This window comes from Alicyclobacillus fructus (genome assembly GCF_017329605.1).
Classification (GTDB): Bacteria; Bacillota; Bacilli; order Alicyclobacillales; family Alicyclobacillaceae; genus Alicyclobacillus; species Alicyclobacillus fructus.
This window is the reverse complement of record NZ_JAFMTY010000026.1, coordinates 1-18,228: the sequence shown is the minus strand read 5'-3', so window position 1 is coordinate 18,228 and position 18,228 is coordinate 1. Positions and strand designations below refer to the sequence as shown.

17 protein-coding genes, 3 tRNA genes and 1 riboswitch are annotated in these 18,228 nt (G+C 63.5%); of the genes, 17 read left to right on the top strand and 3 right to left on the bottom strand.

The window, feature by feature from the left end:
• Positions 1-19 precede the first annotated feature (19 nt).
• From J3481_RS12515 to J3481_RS12440, 16 genes are all read left to right on the top strand, one after another.
• Positions 20-1,255, top strand: a complete 1,236-nt coding sequence (locus J3481_RS12515) for an aspartate kinase (RefSeq protein ID WP_328702142.1) — start codon at positions 20-22, stop codon at positions 1,253-1,255.
• A 37-nt stretch (positions 1,256-1,292) separates the two neighbouring features.
• Positions 1,293-1,374: riboswitch (ZMP/ZTP riboswitch) on the top strand.
• A gap of 61 nt (positions 1,375-1,435) precedes the next feature.
• The gene (gene serA, locus J3481_RS12510; protein WP_206832567.1) at positions 1,436-3,025 is read left to right on the top strand and encodes a phosphoglycerate dehydrogenase; all 1,590 of its coding nucleotides are present in this window, start codon (positions 1,436-1,438) and stop codon (positions 3,023-3,025) included.
• 60 nt (positions 3,026-3,085) lie between these two features.
• On the top strand, positions 3,086-4,162 hold the full coding sequence (gene serC, locus J3481_RS12505; protein ID WP_206832566.1) for a 3-phosphoserine/phosphohydroxythreonine transaminase: 1,077 nt from the start codon (positions 3,086-3,088) through the stop codon (positions 4,160-4,162).
• A 15-nt stretch (positions 4,163-4,177) separates the two neighbouring features.
• Complete coding sequence (locus J3481_RS12500) at positions 4,178-5,305, top strand: HAD family hydrolase (RefSeq protein WP_206832565.1); 1,128 nt, start codon at positions 4,178-4,180, stop codon at positions 5,303-5,305.
• Positions 5,306-5,483: 178 nt separating this feature from the next.
• Positions 5,484-5,575, top strand: a tRNA-Ser gene (locus J3481_RS12495).
• Positions 5,576-5,585: 10 nt separating this feature from the next.
• Positions 5,586-5,662 (top strand) — tRNA-Met (locus J3481_RS12490).
• 3 nt (positions 5,663-5,665) lie between these two features.
• A tRNA-Thr gene (locus J3481_RS12485) sits at positions 5,666-5,740 on the top strand.
• Positions 5,741-6,612: 872 nt separating this feature from the next.
• Positions 6,613-7,959, top strand: coding sequence for a hypothetical protein (locus J3481_RS12480; protein WP_206832564.1), 1,347 nt, complete (start codon positions 6,613-6,615; stop codon positions 7,957-7,959).
• Between the two features lie 164 nt (positions 7,960-8,123).
• A complete protein-coding gene (locus tag J3481_RS12475; RefSeq protein WP_206832563.1) occupies positions 8,124-8,543 on the top strand; it encodes a GntR family transcriptional regulator in 420 nt (139 codons plus the stop codon).
• The gene (locus tag J3481_RS12470; protein ID WP_328702141.1) at positions 8,533-9,219 is read left to right on the top strand and encodes an ABC transporter ATP-binding protein; all 687 of its coding nucleotides are present in this window, start codon (positions 8,533-8,535) and stop codon (positions 9,217-9,219) included. Before J3481_RS12475 ends, J3481_RS12470 begins: the two co-directional genes overlap by 11 nt.
• The gene (locus J3481_RS12465) at positions 9,216-10,748 is read left to right on the top strand and encodes a hypothetical protein (RefSeq protein ID WP_206832561.1); all 1,533 of its coding nucleotides are present in this window, start codon (positions 9,216-9,218) and stop codon (positions 10,746-10,748) included. The genes J3481_RS12470 and J3481_RS12465 overlap by 4 nt, the downstream gene beginning before the upstream one ends.
• A gap of 118 nt (positions 10,749-10,866) precedes the next feature.
• Complete coding sequence (locus J3481_RS12460) at positions 10,867-11,253, top strand: rhodanese-like domain-containing protein (protein WP_206832560.1); 387 nt, start codon at positions 10,867-10,869, stop codon at positions 11,251-11,253.
• Between the two features lie 32 nt (positions 11,254-11,285).
• Complete coding sequence (locus J3481_RS12455) at positions 11,286-11,444, top strand: thioredoxin family protein (protein ID WP_236011647.1); 159 nt, start codon at positions 11,286-11,288, stop codon at positions 11,442-11,444.
• 20 nt (positions 11,445-11,464) lie between these two features.
• Positions 11,465-11,863 (top strand): DUF302 domain-containing protein, encoded by a 399-nt coding sequence (locus tag J3481_RS12450; RefSeq protein WP_206832559.1) that lies wholly within the window; start codon positions 11,465-11,467, stop codon positions 11,861-11,863.
• A 90-nt stretch (positions 11,864-11,953) separates the two neighbouring features.
• Complete coding sequence (locus tag J3481_RS12445; protein ID WP_206832558.1) at positions 11,954-12,709, top strand: DUF3891 family protein; 756 nt, start codon at positions 11,954-11,956, stop codon at positions 12,707-12,709.
• A 26-nt stretch (positions 12,710-12,735) separates the two neighbouring features.
• Positions 12,736-13,626 (top strand): 3-hydroxyacyl-CoA dehydrogenase, encoded by an 891-nt coding sequence (locus J3481_RS12440; protein ID WP_206832557.1) that lies wholly within the window; start codon positions 12,736-12,738, stop codon positions 13,624-13,626.
• Between the two features lie 42 nt (positions 13,627-13,668).
• Here J3481_RS12440 and wrbA read toward each other — a convergent pair whose 3' ends face one another.
• Positions 13,669-14,289: an NAD(P)H:quinone oxidoreductase type IV gene (gene wrbA, locus J3481_RS12435; RefSeq protein WP_206832556.1), complete on the bottom strand. Its 621-nt coding sequence runs from the start codon at positions 14,287-14,289 to the stop codon at positions 13,669-13,671.
• Positions 14,290-14,419: 130 nt separating this feature from the next.
• Between wrbA and J3481_RS12430 the strand changes: the two genes are divergently transcribed.
• Positions 14,420-15,118 (top strand): GntR family transcriptional regulator, encoded by a 699-nt coding sequence (locus J3481_RS12430; protein WP_206832555.1) that lies wholly within the window; start codon positions 14,420-14,422, stop codon positions 15,116-15,118.
• 116 nt (positions 15,119-15,234) lie between these two features.
• On the opposite strand, the gene J3481_RS12425 is transcribed toward J3481_RS12430, so the two are convergent.
• Together J3481_RS12425 and acs are read right to left on the bottom strand one after the other, a co-directional pair.
• Positions 15,235-15,819 (bottom strand): acetate uptake transporter, encoded by a 585-nt coding sequence (locus J3481_RS12425; RefSeq protein WP_206832554.1) that lies wholly within the window; start codon positions 15,817-15,819, stop codon positions 15,235-15,237.
• 129 nt (positions 15,820-15,948) lie between these two features.
• Positions 15,949-17,898, bottom strand: coding sequence for an acetate--CoA ligase (acs, locus tag J3481_RS12420; protein ID WP_206832553.1), 1,950 nt, complete (start codon positions 17,896-17,898; stop codon positions 15,949-15,951).
• Positions 17,899-18,228 lie beyond the last annotated feature (330 nt).

The following is an 18,228-nucleotide window of genomic DNA, read 5'->3' as shown; positions in this document are numbered from 1 at the left end:
GAGACAGGGAGTGGAGAAGGTGCTCGTCGTACAGAAATATGGCGGCACGTCCGTCGGATCGACGGAGCGCATCCGGGCGGTGGCGGATCGGATTGCCCGCACCAAGGCGGAAGGGCACGATGTCGTGGTGGTGGTCTCCGCCATGGGCCACACCACGGACGAATTGGTCGATCTCGCCGCCGCCGTCACGGACAAGCCGGACGCGCGTGAGATGGATCAGCTGCTCGCGACCGGAGAGCAGGTGTCGGCGGCCCTCGTGGCCATGCGGCTCCTTTCGCTGGGCGTGCCCGCAAAATCGTTGACCGGCTGGCAGGCGGGTATCGCCACCGAGCCGGTGCATGGCAATGCGCGCGTGGCGCGGATCGACACAGGGGCCTTGCGTGCGCTCCTCGCCCAGGGCGTGGTGCCGGTGGTGACCGGATTCCAAGGGGTTGCCGACGGCGAGGTCACGACGCTGGGGCGCGGCGGATCGGACACGTCGGCGGTGGCTCTCGCGGCGGCGCTTGGCGCCGACTTGTGCGAGATCTACACGGATGTCGACGGCGTGTACACCACGGATCCGCGCGTGGTCCAGGCGGCGCAGAAGCTCGACGCCATCTCGTACGATGAGATGCTCGAGCTCGCCAATCTCGGCGCGCAGGTGCTCCATCCCCGCGCGGTGGAAAACGCCAAGCACTTCGGCGTCAAGCTCGTCGTGCGATCCAGTTTCACAGAAAGGGACGGGACGGAAGTCGTGGCAGAGAATCAGCTGGAAGGCCGCAGGATCGTGACCGGTATCGCGTTCGAGCGGCAGGTGGCGCGCCTCGCGGTCGTGGGGGTGCCGGTCGAAGAACATGCGCTCGCGTCCATCTTTTCGGCGCTCGCCGATCACGGCGTGAACGTGGACGTCATTGTGCAGAGCGTCGTGGACGCGCAGGCGGTGGACGTGTCGTTTACGGTGAACGAGGCCGATCTCGACAAGGCCGAGCAGGTCGTCGCTTCCCTGCAACCGAAGCTCGGCTTCAAGGAGATCGAAAAGGAGTCGCCGCTCGCCAAGGTCTCCATCGTGGGCGCCGGCATGATCTCCAATCCGGGCGTCGCCGCGCAGATGTTCGTGGCGCTCCGGGACGCGAAGGTGCCCATTCACATGGTGACGACGTCCGAAATCAAGGTGTCGTGCGTGATTCCGGCCGATCGGGTGGAGGCCGCCGTGCAGGCGCTTCACAAGGCGTTTATCGAGGCAGAGGCCGTCACGCCCTTGACCCATGCGCGATAGTTTTTTATAGTCAGAACTGTGAGCCAAGATGATAGAGAAGCTGTCGCATGACTGGCGGAGAACGTGGGGAACCACGGGGGAGTGCGACAGCCAGAGAGCCGGCCGCCTGGGCACTTGCACGCGCGTTGCGCGCAGTGACTAGGGGCCGTTCATTGTACTTATGGAGTGGTGAGAGCGAACATGGCGACCAGAATTTTGGTAACCGACGACATCTCCCAGGCGGGCATTGACATCCTCTCCGGGCTAGAGGGTGCGGAGGTCGTCGTGAAGACGAATCTTTCCCCGGACGAGCTGAAGGAAGCCATTGCCGACGCGGATGCGCTCGTCGTGCGTTCCCAGACGCGCGTCACGAAGGACGTGATCGAGCGCGCCAACAGGCTCAAGGTCATTGGCCGCGCGGGCGTCGGCGTCGACAACATTGATCTCGAGGCGGCCACGCGGCGCGGCATCCTCGTCATCAACGCCCCGGACGGCAACACCATTGCGGCGGCGGAACACACCTTCGCGATGATGATCAGCCTCGCGCGCCACATTCCCGCGGCCCATCACGATCTCCTCCAGGGCCAGTGGAACCGCAAGAAGTGGATTGGCGTGGAACTGCGCGGCAAGACGTTGGCCGTGCTCGGCATGGGCCGGATTGGCACCGAGGTGGCGAAGCGGGCCAAGGCGTTTGGCATGACCGTCCTCGGTTACGACCCCTTTCTCACGGAAGAGCGCGCGCAGAGCCTCGGCGTGGAGCGCACGGACCTGGAGACGGCCATCCGCCGTGCGGATTTCATCACGGTGCACACGCCCCTGACGAAAGAGACGCATCACATGATCGATCGCGGCCGGATCGCGCTCATGAAGGAGGGCGTGCGGATCATCAACTGCGCCCGCGGCGGCATCATCGATGAGCTGGCGCTGGCGGAGGCGCTCGAGGCGGGGCGCGTGGCGGGCGCTGCCATCGACGTGTTCGAGACGGAGCCGCTGCCCCTGGATCACCCGCTCCGGCGCTGCCCGAACGTCGTGCTCACGCCGCACCTCGGGGCCTCGACCGTGGAGGCGCAGGAGAACGTCGCCATTCAGGTGGCGGAGCAGATTGTGCAGGTGTTGCGCGATGACACCTTCGAGCACGCCGTCAACCTGCCCAGCCTGAGTCCGCGGCAGAAGGAGCGCCTGGCCCCCTATCTGGCGCTGGCGGAGCAATTGGGCCTTTTTGCAGCGCAACTTGCCCAGGGCGCGCCTTCCAGCATGACCATCCGCTGTGCCGGCGGCGCGGCCGATCCCGACGGCGGCTATCTCACGCGCACGGTGCTGAAGGGCTTCTTCAGCTTCCAGTACAACGGCGAAGTCAACTATGTGAACGCCTTGCGCTACGCGGAGGAAGCGGGCCTGCGGGTGCAGGAGGTGCGCGAGTCGCGCGGGCGCGTCTACACGAACGAGGTGGAGATCTCGGTCGCCACCGACAACGGCACGCACCGCGTGACGGGCACGGTTCTCGGCGAATACGGCCCGCGCATCGTCGAGCTCGACGGCTACCCCATTGATACCCCCATCCAGGGCATTCTCATTTACACGCGGCACGAGGACCGTCCCGGTATGATCGGCCGCATCGGCACGCTCTTGGGCGATCGCGACATCAACATCGCGGGCATGCAGGTGGGTCGGCGCGAGACGGGCGGAGAAGCGGTGATGCTTCTGTCGGTGGACAAGAGCGTGCCGCAGGACGTGATCGACGAGATGGCCAAGCATCCGGGCATCCGCATGGTGCGGGCGATTGAACTGTGAGAGACAGGCGCAGGCGCGTACCTGTGCCAGCGAGAGAGATGCGCTAAAGGAGTGGAGAACGTGAGGCGGGTGGATAACTTCAATGCGGGCCCGGCGGCGTTGCCGCTCGAGGTGCTGGAACAGGTGCGTGAGGAGCTCATCGACTTCCGCGGCGCGGGTATGAGCGTCATGGAGATGAGCCACCGCAGCAAGGATTACGAAGCGATTCACAACGAAGCGCAGGCGCGCCTGCGCCGGCTGCTCGGCATCCCAAGCGATTACCGCGTGCTGTTTCTGCAGGGCGGGGCGAGCCTGCAGTTCGCGATGATCCCGATGAACTTCTTGCGCGAGGGCCAGCGCGCCCTGTACGTGCTGACCGGCGCGTGGTCGGAGAAGGCGCGCGAGGAGGCGGTGCGCTTTGGCGAGATCGCCGTGAATGACTGGGCGACGAAGGGCGGCTACCGCGACGTACCCGACGGCATCCCGGAGGACGATGGGAGCTTTCGGTACGTGCACATCACGTCGAACAACACGATCTACGGCACGCAGTGGCCGGTGCTGCCGAAGACGGCGTCGCCGCTCGTGGCCGACATGTCGAGCGACGTCCTCTCGCGGCCCATCGAGGTGTCCGATTTTGCGCTCATCTACGCGGGCGCCCAGAAGAACCTCGGGCCGTCCGGCGTGACCGTGGTCATCGCGAAAGACGCCTTTTTGGCCGAGGCGAACGAGGATTTGCCGACGATGCTGCGCTATGGCACGCACGTGAAGTCCAACTCCCTGTACAACACGCCGCCGACGTTTGCCATCTACGTCATGGAGCGGGTGCTGGCGTGGGTGGAGGAGATGGGTGGACTGGCCGCCGTCGCGGAGCGCAATCGGAAGAAGGCCGCGCTCGTGTACGAAGCCATCGACCGCCATCCGGAGATCTACCGCGGGCACGCCGAGAAGCGGGCGCGATCGCAGATGAACGTGACCTTCCGGCTCGCGACGGAAGAATTGGAGCGCGCGTTCCTGCGCGAGGCCGAGGAGAAGGGCTTCGTGGGGCTCAAGGGCCATCGCAGTGTCGGGGGCTGCCGCGTATCGCTGTACAACGCCGTGCCGGTGGAGGCCGCCGAGCGGCTCGCGGGCTTCATGGACGAATTTGCCCGCCGGCATTGAAGCGAGGAGGACGGGATGTACAAGACCATTCTGTTTGACGTGGACGGCGTGATGCTGAGTGAGGAGCGATACTTCGACGCCTCGGCACTGACGGTGCACGAGCTTTTGACGAACGAGGCCTTCGTCGGCCTCAGGTCCATCTCGCCGGCCTTCAGTCCAAAACCCGCGGACGAGATCATCCGGATTATCCGCGATCACGTCTTCCGGGGAGATCGGGTGCTCGAGGGGCTGAAGAACATCGGCGTGAACGCCAATTGGGACATGGTGTACTTCGTGTTCGTGGCGGAGCTGGTGCAGGCGTTGCGCCAGGCCGAGGCTGTGAATCGCGATGTGCTGCCGCTTGCGCGCGAGGCGCTGCGGGACGGATGGACGGAAGAGGCCCTTCGTCGGCTTGGCGAGATCGTCCGCATGGCGTTGCCGGGCTACGCAGTGGAGTGGAGCGGGTACGAGGCGCTGTATGAGGGGGCGGGCTCCCGCGCCGACCTGATGGCGCGGGCGAGAGAGGCGCTCCTGCGCTACGCCCCGGATGCGGATCCGCACGCGCTGTGGAAGATCGGCCAGGAGACGTTCCAGACCTGGTATCTCGGCGACGGCTACAGCGGCAGAGCGACGGGCAAGGAGGGCTTTCTCAAGAGCGAGTACCCGATTGTCGATCCGGCCGCACTGGCCGGGTTGTTTGCGGATCTCCGGGCGGCGGGGGTGACGTTGGGCATCGCGACGGGGCGGCCGGAGATTGAGACGCGCGTGCCGCTTCAACACTTTGGCTGGCTGTCCTTTTTTGATACGGCGCGCGTCACGAACGCCTCGGACGTGGTTGCGGCCGAAGAGGCTGCGCCGCACGCCCGGCCGCTGTCGAAGCCGCACCCGTTCTCGTATCTCCGATCTCTCATGGCCGAGCCGGACGTCGAGAAACTGCTCCAGGTGAAGTTGCCCATGCAGGGCATTCGGGACGAGGTGCTGATTGTCGGCGACTCGATTGCCGACAAGCTCGCCGCGGATCGGCTCGGGGCATCGTTTGCCGCAGTGCTGACCGGACTCGAGGGTCAGGCGGCGCGGCCCAAGTTTGAGGACCTCGGCGCAGACTACATCCTCGACAACGTCCTGGAGCTGCGCAGGGTGTTGAGCCTGGCGGCCGTGGAGTGACGCCGAGCGCGGGCTGCGGCCCACGGCCCGCGCGGAGCACCTCGGTGAGCATCCATGCCCGAAGGCGGCCGGGATGGAGAAAACGCGGTCGCCCAAGGTCCAATTGGGGAATTTTGTGCTTGCGGATAGAGCGCAATCCTGCTAAGATAACAATCGTCGCTTGGCTTCAGCGAAATGCGGAGAGATGTCCGAGTGGTCGAAGGAGCACGATTGGAAATCGTGTAGGCGGTGAACGCCGCCTCGTGGGTTCGAATCCCACTCTCTCCGCCAGATTGCGCGTGGCGGCGTAGCTCAGTTGGTCAGAGCACACGGTTCATACCCGTGCTGTCGGGGGTTCGAATCCCTCCGCCGCTACCATACGCCACCTTGGCTCAGGGGTAGAGCAGCTCACTCGTAATGAGCAGGTCGTCGGTTCGAATCCGACAGGTGGCTCCAAACGGACCGCGCAGTGGCGCGGATGTAGGGCAACGGGTTGCGCGCCTGTTTGCCCGTTTTTCATTTTCCGTGGCGAATGGTGTGCAGGGACGGCGCGCAAGCCCGCGCCAGCGGTTCACCGTCTTCCATCTGCGTCCTAGGTCTAGAGGTGATAGAGCCGTTGCCTGCATGGTGATGACCCGTGTTGGGTCTCAACGCACAGAGGACCGTGCTGCCGCGCATGCGGACGGGCTCTTGACACAGCCGCGACACCCGTTTTCTCCGAGAACGCCACCCGCATGGAAGCTACCGATCCCTCAGTTGTTTCACCCAAAGGTGGATCCATCTTTCAATCTGATTCCTGTATCATGGGCAGTAGCGTCATAAAGATGATGAGAGGCGGCCTGTCGAGTTCAAACTTGGTGAGTCGATAGACCTCCCGATCCAATCTCCTCAGCTGCGCACCTCGGCTTTCGCGAGGACCTGATGGAATCATGGGAGCGGGCGACGATGTAGATTGTGTTCGAAATCTTACTGTCATTCGTGTAGGTTGCCGCAGAATTCGGAGTTGGTACGCCCTTGGGGTGGGCTTATGAGCGGATGTTTCGAGTTCGGTGAATCCGGAGACAGCGGCACATCGCAGCGTTATCCGGGACCGTTCTAGAGGTCGTGCCTGTTGGGTTCGGAACGTGGTGACCGCGTGACGTGGAATCCGAACGCGCTCGGAACCACGATTCTCCATAACGAGACATCCGTTGCATGGGACGCGCTGAATGCGTGATCGCCCACTTTCGGATGGCACGACGGTCGGCAGCGTCTTCATCGGCGCCCGGCTCGTGTCGCGCGCCCGATTTGCGAGGTGCCGAACATTCCCGGTGAGGGGGAGGATGATGATGGGGCGTGTTGTTCGTACGATGGCCGTCGCGGTGTTGGGCAGCGCGGCGCTTGCGGGCTGCGGATCGCCGGCGTCGGCTGCAGGGTCCGCGACATCAGAGACGGGGACGGCACCGAGCCGCCCCGCCGTCGGTGCGGCCGCCGCAAGTTCATCATGGAGTGACGGCTGGTATTTCGTCCCTATCGGGCAACGCTACGGCGATGCGGCCGTCATTGCAGGTCTGTCTTCCGCAGGCGAAAAACTCCGCCTGCTGGTGCGAACCGATGAGCTCAAAGGCGAAGGATTCATCCCTCAAAAAACGTGGAACGTGGTGTGGTTCACCCCGGCCACCGGAGTGCTTCAGCCCGCAGGCACCATCCGGGCCCAGGCGCAGCCCACCTACACAGGCCCTGTCCAACTGTCCTTTTCCGACGCGTTTCCCACCCGGTTTCATCCGGTGTCAGTGACCGTGGAGGTCCATGGGAAACCCGCTGCAAAGTGGCCCACGGCCATCCCCATGTACGGCTCGGACGTCAACCCGGAGTCCCTGCCGCCGGGCGCATGGGACAATCGCATCCTTGGGCAGGTGGGCAACTGGATCTGGGTGGCGCTCAAGGGCCCGCAAAATCCGCCCTTCTACCCGCACTCGCAGCCCATTCTGTGGGGCTTTCGCAATTGGGACCGTTTGGTGGCCTTCAACGTGCTCACCGGCCAGGCGGTAGAATACAGCATTCCCATGAGCTACGGGTATGGCGCATGGGTCGAGATGGAGACGCCGGATGCCGTCCTGCCGGCGTTCGCAAGGGCGGGCGATCACGTCCTGGTGGCATTTGGAGAATGGGTGGGGTGCTTTCCGGCGGTCCCGGACTTGCCAAAGGGGGCGTCCGCCGTCGTGCGCGGCACAAATCCCATTCGACGGGCGGCCAGCGCGGCCTATGTGAATCGAGAGGCGCGCGCCGCGCTCAGCGATCTTCAGTCCGACGAGCGAGACGCGGCGCAGATGCTCGCGAGTTATTGGGACAGCCAGGTCGGGGTTCAGGTGCAGGGCGTACCGCCGTTTCGCTCGTATCAGACGGGCAAGCTGCATGCGTGGAATCAAGATCCGGCTATTGTCAACCACGGCGATTTGCCTCCGGACTTGCTCTGGGCCTTGCGTTTCCCCTATCCCGCCGGATCGCCCCTGGCCGAAGAGCGGGACAGTGCGGGGCGGGCCATCCTCGCGATGCTCAACAGTCCGCTTCAGCAGGACGCGTACGGAATCGTCCAGCGCACGGCGAAGCAAGTGGTCGAGCAGTTCCACGGTCATCCCCCCATGTCGCTGCCCGGCTATGTCATCCACAACAACGTGTACGTGCCGGAAAACTAAGTTTTCCGGCACGTCTGCATTTCAGCTCGGGTCGAAGCCCATCGGCCGCGCTGCGCGCGGCTTCGTTCGATCCCGGCACGACTGCACAGACGCCTCGTTGCGTCCGACGTGTATCACGTGGTTTAATACAATCAACACATTCATGGCTGCGAGGAGGGAGCGGTATGACCTTGGATCCGCCTTGGCAACCTCCGCCATGGGAACTGGACCCGTCGCAGCCGTTGTACGCGCAGATCGCGCATCGGATCCGGGTCGAGATCGCCGCCCTGCGCCTCGGCAGGGGGACGCGGCTTCCGTCCGTGCGCGATCTTGCCGCCAGGCTTCGCGTCACGCCGAACACCGTGATGCGGGCGTATGCGGAACTGGAGCAGGACGGCCTGCTTGAGACCTTTCGCGGGCAGGGCACCTTCGTGGCGCGCGACGAGCGGTTGGCCCACCGGGCCCGAAAGCGCATCGCCACGCAGGCGCTTGAACACGTCCGGCGGGTGGCGGCCGATCTCGGCATGGAGTTGGAGGAGTTGCTTCGGCTCGGCGCTGACTCGGAGGGAGGGGCTGAAGAGGATGTTTGCGGCGGTGGAATGTGACGATGTGTGCATGACGGCCGGCGGACGGCCCATTCTGCGCGGCGTGACGTTTCGCGTGGAAAAAGGGGAAATGGTGGGTGTGCTTGGCCCGAATGGCGCCGGCAAGACGACTTTGTTCCGAGCCATCGCAGGCATTGGGCTGCCGGATCGAGGGCGAATTCGCGTGTTCGGCGAGTCCCCCAGCTGGCGGACGCTCGTCCACACGGCGCTCATGCCCGAGCGAGGCCATCTGCCCAAGTGGTTGACGGCGGCCGACTGGTTGACGCATGCGCGCAGGCTTTATCCGGATTGGGACGAGCGTGCGGAAAAGCGCTTGGCGGATGAGTTCGAGATCCGCCTCGATGGTTGGATCTCCAAGCTATCGCGAGGCGAGGCGGTGCGGCTGGCGCTCGTCACTTGCCTCGCGCGGAGAGCGCCGCTGGTGCTGCTCGACGAGCCGTTCACCGGCATCGATCTGGTGTCTCGCGAGGCCATCGCTTCTGCCATCGTGCGCGAGTGCAGCGGGGCGGGCCGCACCGTGCTCGTCGCCACGCACGACGTTCGCGAGTTTGAATCGCTGTTCGATCGCGTCCTGTTCATCGGCCAGGGCCGCCTTGTCGCCGATGAGAGCGCCGACAGCATCCGTGCCCGCGGGCAGTCGGTTGCGGCGCGGTACAGGGAGGTGTTTGCCAAGTGACGCGATGGTCGCATCTCGCAGCGCTGTTTCGCTTTGAATGGTCGCGCGCGAGGGGCAAATACGACACGATTCAGGCGCGATGGTCCGCCCCTTTGGTGGCGGCCGCTTTTGCCGTCGTTCTCGCGGCAGTGCTGACCAGGTTGGAATCGCTTCCTTGGAGCCGCTTTCCGTTTGTCATGCTATGCGCGTGGTTTCTGATGAGCTATGTCACTGTTCCGCGTGCGGTCGTATCTCGCGACGATCTCTATCTCTTCGCGCTTTTGCCTTACCGGCGACGGGACCTGATTTTCACCCGCATGGTCGTGTCATACCTGCGAGTGCTCGGGTGGCTTGCGTTAGGCGCACTCCTTGTCCTTCTGGAACTTGCCGTGATCGGGCGAGGTCTCAATCCGGCCACGCTGCACACTTGGCTGGCGATGTTCGCGGTGCTGGCCATCGCGGCGGTGGGGCTGGCCGCCGAGGCCGCGGCCCTCGTGGTCCTGCGGAATACGCCAGGGTACCGCTGGATCAGCAATGGATGGGGCACCATGTCGACCGTGTTGATCCTCTTGGTAGGAGACGACGTCGCCGCGCGCGGACCGCTTCCGACCCAACACAGCGTGTGGTTTGCGCTGGCGTGCATCTACGTCATCCTCTCGCTCGCGTGTGAAGGGCTTGCGATTCGCGCCTTGACCCGCGGGACCTGGGCATTTGGGGAAGACGTCCCTGCGCCACGGCAAAGCGTCAGGCCGGTGGCACTGGGCTCTCGCTTCGCAGGCGCTCGCGAGCAGGCGGTGCAGGCTGGCCGAAAGGTTGACCACCCAGGGCTTCTCGAGGCATACCAGGCGGCTCGCCAAGCGTTTCGTCTGGCGTTTCCGCATGCGATGTTGTCCTTCCACCCGCGTACGACCAACCGGGCTCCGCAGAGGGGCATCCTCACGGCGTGGTTGGCGACGGGGATCGCCGTGGCGGTGTACGGATGGAAAACTTCAAATCCTCATGCTTTTGTGAGGGGCGTGGAAGCTGGGCTCATGGGGGGCGCTTGGCTGTGGTCCTTCGCGTCAGGGGCCGTCGTTGCGGGTCTCGTCGGTGACATGGGCGATTGGTTTCGCATGCTTCCCGTTCGAAAGGATGGCGTGATCGCCGGGTTCGGTCTTGCGGAAGCCGTGACCATGCTGCCTTGGCTCGGCGTGGGTGCGTTGGCGAGCGCCGTCGCTCTGCTGCACCACGAGGCGGCTCAGGCGGCGTGTACCGAGGACGCGTTGTCCGTGTTGCTGGCGCTTGTCATGGGCGTCGCGGCCGGCGCGTGGAACACCATGATGTCGGCGGCGTTATTCACGGCAGGCAGGAGCGTCGGGACCGGGTGGGCGCTGTTCGCCGAACTCGCCGTTGCGGTGGCTGCCTTCGCCGAAGGCGGGCGGTTGGTCGATGCGGTGGAAGGGGCGCCGTGGCCCCTTGTGGCGGCAGGGGCGATGATCTTCCTCGCTGCCGGAACGATGCTCCTCGCGTGGCGCCTGCGAGTCGCGGCGCGTCAGTTCATCTCACCCTGATTCGCGGCCGGCAGGGACGCGTTCCCTGTCGGCTTTCATTGACGGGCTTTCCGCGCACCTATATACTATACCGTGTATGGTATCGAAAGCGCACGAAGCACGCGAAAGGGGTTCGGCGATGACTTGGCTTTGGGTCGTGTTGGTGGTCGCGGCCGCCGCGCTTTGGATTTGGCGATCACGCCCCGTGAGGGGTGTGCGCGCCATATCGCCCGACGAGTTGAAGGCGCTGATGCGGGACAAAACGTCGGGCGCACAGTTCGTCGACGTGCGCGAGCCTTCGGAATTCCGCGGCGGCCATGTCCAAGGGTTTCGGAACATCCCGCTCGGTGAGCTGCCTGCCAAGAGCGGGGAGTTAAAGAAGGACAAGCCCGTGGTGGTGATGTGTCGATCAGGCGCGCGGAGCGCTCAAGCCGCAAGATGGCTTGCGCGCCATGGCTTCCAGGACGTCCGTAACGTCACGGGTGGGATTCTGGCCTGGAACGCCGCGAAGCGGCGGTCTTCTTGACACCAAGGACTGTCGTGAGAAGGCGGGGAGTTGTGGGCAAGCTGAATGTGGATGATCGTCCGCGCGTTGCACAGGCGTGCGGGGTGATGAGCATGCCGACGCTGATCGGGTGTCGGGATGGAATGCCCTTGTTTCGGGTTCAGGGTTTGACGCCGAAACACGCCGTGGTTCGGGCCCTGAAGTCGGTGTGAAACGTTGGGAGGGATGGAGCATGGGCGAAACCTGGGCTCGCGTTTACGATTCCCCTCATTCGGTGGATGAGACGGTTGAGCGAGTCACGCAGGAGCTGAAGAAGCGCCAGTTCGGCGTCCTTTGGCAGATGGACGTCCCCGAGACGCTCAGCGCCAAAGGTATGCCGTTTTCGACGCCGTACCGAATTCTGGAGGTGTGTAACCCCAAGGCTGCACACGAGGTGCTGTCGCAAAACCTTCAGGTCGGGTATTTTCTCCCCTGCAAGGTCGTGGTGTACCAAGACGGCGAGCGGACGAAGGTCGCGTTTCCCAGACCGACGTCGCTCATCGGCTGGGTTGGCGATCCCGCCCTCGATCCCGTCGCAGCGCGCGTCGAGGATGCGCTCGCAAGCGCCATCGCTGAGGCCGTGAATTCGTGAAGTTCCGGCAGGAATGCGCGCCGCTCTGGCGAAGCGATGGAACATCGCTTCCCAGAAGCGGCATTTCGTTTGAGATAGGGGCGGTCTCGCGTGATCGTCGTGGATATGGACAACGCGTTTCGCATGATTGCACAGTACGACCACAGTTTGCACGCGGGTGAAATGGGCGCCTGGTTGGACGAAGAACTGTTCTCAGCGCCATCCCGCCGAACCTCTGTTCTGATTGGCGTGTCGGAACACGACGCGGCCTGGATCCGGATGGACAAGGTGCCCGTATGGAATGACGCCCGCGGCGCGCCGTACAGTTTCATCGATCTTCCGGACGCCTGGAAGTTGGCTCACTACCGCGAGGGCGTGGATGAGGTCGAAAGGCGCGACCCGTACGCGGCGCTCCTCGCCAGTTGCCACTACTGCGCCTTCTTTGCCCATGCCACGGATGCGGACGCCATGGCGTTCGTGGCGCGCGAACAAGCCCGGCAGACTCGCCTGATGCGAGCGTTGGGCGTGAAGACGGACGATGTGAAACGCGATGTGCGAATTCTTCAGTTTCTCGATAAACTATCCTTGTACGTGTGCCTGAGCGATCCCCGCAGCGGGCGCGGTCCATTCGTCCCGTGGTTGAACGGCGCGTTCGGCGATTTGGAGGACGTGGTCGGGGCATCCATCGAGGTCCGGTGGTCGGGGCCGGGCCGGATCGCGATGAAACCGTTTCCTTTCCGCGCCGCGTTCGCCTGCGACGTGCCGGTGCGATGGGTGGACAAGCGGCGCACGGCGGAAGTCGGGATCGCCAGGGCGTATCAATCTGCACCGGTCGAGTCGGAGCGCGTGGCCATCGTTCCCGAGTGACCTGTCGTGCGAAAGGGTGAGTGAACATGACGTTTCGGAACATCACGGTCGCGGGCGGGGGTGTGCTGGGAAGCCAGATTGCCTATCAGACGGCTTTTCACGGCTTTCCGGTCGTCATTTATGACATCTCGGAGGAAGCGCTCGCCAAGGTGAGGGACCGGCTCGAGAAGTTGAAACCGAACTACGTTCGGGACCTAGGGGCGTCCCAGGAGCAGGTGGATGCAGCCCTTAGCCGGATTCGACTGACGGCCGATCTCGCCGATGCGGTGCGCGCGGCGGATCTCGTCATTGAGGCGGTGCCCGAGATCCCAGAGGTCAAGCGGGCGTTCTACGAACAGTTGGCTTCGGTGGCGCCGCCTCATACCGTGTTCGCCACGAACTCTTCAACCCTCTTGCCCAGTCAATTCGCGGAGGCGACAGGGCGGCCGGAAAAGTTCCTCGCGCTGCACTTTGCCAACTCCATTTGGCGGCACAACACAGCCGAGGTGATGAGGCATCCCGGAACCGACGAACAGGTGTTTCAGGACGTGATCGAGTTCGCTCGGGCCATTGGCATGGTGCCGTTGCCCCTGCGCAAGGAGCAGCCGGGTTACATCCTGAACTCGCTGCTGGTGCCGTTCCTCGAAGCCGCGCAGATGCTCTGGGTGAACGATGTGGCCGACCCGGAGACCATCGACAAGACGTGGATGATTGCAACCGGCGCGAAGGAGGGGCCGTTTGCCATCCTGGACACGGTGGGTATCCGAACCGCGTACAACATTGCGGCGGGCAAGGCGAAGTCGGGGAACGAAGCCTACGCGAAGCTCGCAGACAAGCTGAAGGCCATGATCGACCAGGGCAAACTTGGCCGCGAGTCCGGCGAGGGATTCTATCGCTATCCCAATCCCCGTTTTAAACAACCGGACTTTCTCCGCTGACGCGCGGCGAACATGAGCAAGGCCCGCACGGCGGGCCTTGTGTCAGACCGTCACGGCCTGTCCTTGTTTGACCCAGGACGCGATGGTCACGGTTCGGCGCGCCTGATGTCGAATGGCCTCTTGCGTGCCGGGATCGATCTCCCCGTTCTCCGAGACCGTCACGCTGGTTCCATAGGGGTTACCGCCCGAGGCGTACGCAGAAGCGTCTGTGAATCCAGGCGCAGCGATGATGGCGCCCCAATGGTACATCGACGTGTACAGCGAGAGAATCGTCGCTTCCTGGCCTCCGTGCGGATTTTGCGCGCTCGACATCGCGCTCACGACCTTGTTGGCCGTCGCTCCCTTCGCCCAGAGCGGCCCAAGCGTGTCGAGAAACTGCTTCATCTGCGAAGGGATGTTTCCAAACCGACTTGGGACGCTGAAGATGACGGCGTCGGCCCACGCCACATCGTCAGGCGTGGCGACAGGCACGTGCGCGGTGGCCTCGATATGAGCCTTCCATGCCGGAGACGTCTCAATGACTTCTCGCGGTGCGAGCTCTGCGACTTTGCGCACGCGAACCTCCGCGCCAAGCTCGCGGGCCGCCTCCGCCGCGATCTGCGCCATTCGATAGTTGGTCCCCGTTGCACTATAGTAAAGGATAGTCAAACGGACGTTGGTCATGATCTGCCCTCCACGCTGGTTTCTCTCTCGCACTCATATACTTACCATTCGTAAGTATGGTGCGAATCCATCATAGAGGGCCGAGTGGAAGCTGTCAACTGTCTGAAGGGTCGGAAAAGGAGGGGGTGCCGTGGAGCGGGATCTGGGAGGCGCCAAGAGGCTCGGAGAGGCCATTGCCGATGTGCTCCGCAGGGAAATCGTGTATGGCGAATGGCCTGCTGGTTATGTGTTAAGCGAAAACGTCTTGGCTCGCCGCTTTGGCACGAGCCGATCGCCGGTGCGAGAAGCCCTGAGACAGTTGGCATACGAAGGGCTGATCGAACTTAGCCGGAGTGGCGCTCGTGTCCTGGGACTCGATCTCGGCGACGCCGGCGAACTGTACGACGTCAGGAGCCTGATTGAGCAGTTCGCCGCGGCCCGCGTGTGCGAAAGGCCCCGACCGGAGCGAGAATCGCTCGCCCGCTTGCTCGCGTCCATCGTGTCTACCATGGAGGAAACCGTTCGCCGGAAGGACTGGAAGGCGTTTTCCGATCTCGATCTCGCCTATCACGAAGCCATCGTGCGCGCGGCGGACCATCGCCGCATCATGCGGCTGTGGGAAGATATTCGATGCCTGTTACAGCTCACGCTTGCGCTGGTGATGCGCAAGCGCATGCAGCGAGGGGATGCCGACATGCGTGGTGCCCTTGCGCAACATCGGGCCTTGTCGGAGGCGGTCCTCGCCGGCGACGGGGAGTGGGTGAAGCGCGTGATTCAGTCGCATGTCGATGAATCGCGCAGGTTGCTTGAAGGCGGTCTGCCTACCTACCGTCCGCAAGACGAAGTGTGACATGTCCGTGGGCATGAGGGGAGGGGACAAACGGGAAGAGGCGGCCTGGCGAGGGCCGCCTCGAGTCGACCGGGATCGGACTGCTGTTCAAAATAAGCGATTTCCGAACGAGAGGTTTAAGCGCTTACACCACTCGAAGACGTGCGCCTTTGCGCAAACGGTTGACCCAACGGCATGAAGACGTGGCCCATGGTTTCGTTCAAGACCGTCGCGAACGAGGTGTACAGCGCGCTCAAGCCGCAGATCAATCCGACCCATCCGCCCGCGGCGCTGCTGCCGATGATGCCGAAGGCGTGCGCGGCGAGCAGGAAGAACGTGATCCACAGACACAGGAAGACAAACCAGAGTGCTTTGTTCAGATAGAACGTTCCGAACCAAAGGAACAGCGTGAGGATGCCGAAGAACAGGAGAAAGAGTCCCAGCCCCGCCGTGGGCGCGAATTTGTTGATGAGATAAAACGCCCACCAAAACGCGCCGTACGAGCAAAACGCGGTCGCGCCGAAGGTGTTGCCCTTGCGGAATTCCCAAAGCCCGGCGATGAACTGAGCGGTGCCGCCATAGGCGATGGAGAGTCCCAGCACGACCCCCAGCGCTCCGGCGCTCGTGACGCCAGCGTTGATCAGACTCAGGATACACGTGGTGATGCCAAATCCGGCGAGTCCAAGCGGGCCGGGGTCAGCGATTTTCACCTGATCGGACATAGATTTCACCCTCTTTTCCGTCTCTTTTCGTGGGTTGACTACGGCTCGGCATGAAAACGAGTGGGCGTCCTGCGCCTGCCGGATCACCTCCTTCCAGGCGCAGGGCGTTGCCATCCTGGCGCATCGCTCTTATTCCTGATCCTTGTACTGCGACTTCAGTTGCTCGACGACCGCCGGGTCGGCAAGCGTGGTGGTGTCGCCGACCACGCGGCCCTCCGCAATGTCCCTCAGCAGGCGGCGCATGATCTTGCCGCTTCGGGTCTTGGGGAGATCGGCCGCGAAGAGGATCTCTTCTGGACGCGCCATCGCGCCGATCTGCTCGACGACGAACTGCTTCAACTCGGCGACGAGATCGTCGGAGCCCGTGTAGCCCTCCTTGAGGATGACGAATGCCGTGATCGCCTGGCCCTTGACTTCGTGAGCGCGCCCGATGACGGCCGCTTCCGCCACGGCGGGGTGAGCCACCAGCGCACTCTCGACCTCGGCCGTGCCGATGCGGTGGCCGGACACGTTGATCACGTCGTCCAGGCGGCCGACAATCCAGTAGTACCCGTCTTGATCGCGGTATGCTCCATCGCCGGGGAGATAAATCCCCTCGAATTTGCCGAAGTACGTCTTGCGGAAGCGCTCGTCATCTCCCCAGACCGTGCGCAACATGGACGGCCACGGCTTCGTGATGACGAGATTTCCTCCGTGCCCGGGCGGCACCGGGTTCCCGTCGTCGTCCAGGATGTCGGCCGAGATGCCCGGGACCGGCCTGGTGGCGGAACCCGGCTTCGTCGTGACGATGCCCGGCAGCGGCGCGATCATCGCGCACCCCGTCTCCGTCTGCCACCACGTGTCCACAATGGGGCAGCGCTCCTGGCCGACGTATTTGTGGTACCACATCCAGGCCTCCGGGTTAATGGGCTCGCCGACCGACCCGAGCAACCGCAGCGTGCTGAGGTCGTGCTTCTCGACATACTGCGGACCCCATTTCATGAACATCCGGATGGAGGTCGGCGCCGTGTAAAGAATGGTCGCGCCGTACTTCTCCACGATGGCCCAGTAGCGATCCCGGTCTGGATAATCCGGCGAACCTTCGTACATGACCACCGTGGCACCGGCCGACAGCGGCCCATAGACGATATAGGTGTGGCCCGTGATCCAGCCGATGTCCGCGGTGCAGAAAAACACGTCGTCGTCCTTCAGATCGAACACGGTTCGCATGGACGTGTTGACGCCGACCAGGTAACCGCCGGTGCTGTGAACGATGCCTTTCGGCTTGCCCGTCGTGCCCGACGTGTACAGCAGGAACAGGTAGTCCTCCGCGTCCATCGGTTCAGCGGGGAAGGGCTTCGTGGGCGCGCTCGCCATCAGCTCGTGCCACCAGACGTCGCGCTCGGGAGTCATCGCTGCATTCGCCGCGTCCCCGATGCGCTTGACGACCACGACCTTCTCGATAGGCGTGCCTTCGACCGCCTCGTCCGCGTTTTGCTTGAGCGGAATGACCTTGCCGCGCCGCCAGCCTCCGTCCGCCGTGATGAGCAGCTTGCTGCCGGCATCCAGAATGCGGTCCTTCAACGCCTGGGCGGAGAAGCCGCCAAACACCACGGAGTGCATGGCGCCGATTTTGGCACACGCCAACATGGCGATGGGGAGTTCCGGCACCATGGGCAAATAGATGGTGACGCGATCGCCCTTCTTGACGCCGAGCTGTGTGAGCGCGTGCGCGGCCTTGTCGACTTCGCGGCGCAGCATGTCGTAGGTGAGCACCCGGCTGTCTCCGGGCTCGCCCTCCCAGATGATGGCCGCCTTGTTCTTGCGGTGATTCAGCGTATGGCGATCCACGCAGTTGTACGCGGCGTTCAGCTTTCCGCCGATGAACCATTGCGCGTGGGGCGGATCCCACCTGCAAACGCTTTCAAATTCCTGAAACCAGGTGATATTTTGGGCTTGTTTGGCCCAGTAGGCTTCCGGATCGCGAGCGGCCTCTTCGTAAATGCTTTCATCGCTGTAATTCGCTTGACGGCGAAATTCTTCCGACGGGGCGAAGGTGCGTGTTTCACGGAGTAGTGCGTCGAGATCATTCGGTGTCATGATCTGGCTCCTTTCTCTGACCGTGACGATCACGGCTGCGACTTGAATGGTTCGATTCCATCATAGAATAAGTTGCGTAAAAAGACAATCGTTCACCGCTGTCAATGCCTATATATTCGAAATTCGGCGCCTTTTATGCCCCGGATTCGCCTGGGGTTCATGATCCTCGTCGCTCGAGCGAAACGCAGGCTTGAAAACAAAATCGCCGGTTTTGGGGGGTTTTAAACCCCCGAAAGCGGGTTGGGGACAGTTTTTTGTTGTGGGGTGGCGTGGGGGGGGGGGCGGGGGGGGAAAAAAAAAGGGGGGGTTTTGGGGCCCCCCCGCGGGCCC

Bases quoted from the DNA above. Each gene is read 5' to 3' on its own strand.
- serA (WP_206832567.1), top strand. From the start codon at position 1,436: ATGGCGACCAGAATTTTGGTAACCGACGACATCTCCCAGGCGGGCATT.
- J3481_RS12500 (WP_206832565.1), top strand. From the start codon at position 4,178: ATGTACAAGACCATTCTGTTTGACGTGGACGGCGTGATGCTGAGTGAG.
- J3481_RS12480 (WP_206832564.1), top strand. From the start codon at position 6,613: ATGGGGCGTGTTGTTCGTACGATGGCCGTCGCGGTGTTGGGCAGCGCG.
- J3481_RS12475 (WP_206832563.1), top strand. From the start codon at position 8,124: ATGACCTTGGATCCGCCTTGGCAACCTCCGCCATGGGAACTGGACCCG.
- J3481_RS12460 (WP_206832560.1), top strand. From the start codon at position 10,867: ATGACTTGGCTTTGGGTCGTGTTGGTGGTCGCGGCCGCCGCGCTTTGG.
- J3481_RS12450 (WP_206832559.1), top strand. From the start codon at position 11,465: ATGGGCGAAACCTGGGCTCGCGTTTACGATTCCCCTCATTCGGTGGAT.
- J3481_RS12440 (WP_206832557.1), top strand. From the start codon at position 12,736: ATGACGTTTCGGAACATCACGGTCGCGGGCGGGGGTGTGCTGGGAAGC.
- wrbA (WP_206832556.1), bottom strand. From the start codon at position 14,289: ATGACCAACGTCCGTTTGACTATCCTTTACTATAGTGCAACGGGGACC.
- J3481_RS12425 (WP_206832554.1), bottom strand. From the start codon at position 15,819: ATGTCCGATCAGGTGAAAATCGCTGACCCCGGCCCGCTTGGACTCGCC.
- acs (WP_206832553.1), bottom strand. From the start codon at position 17,898: ATGACACCGAATGATCTCGACGCACTACTCCGTGAAACACGCACCTTC.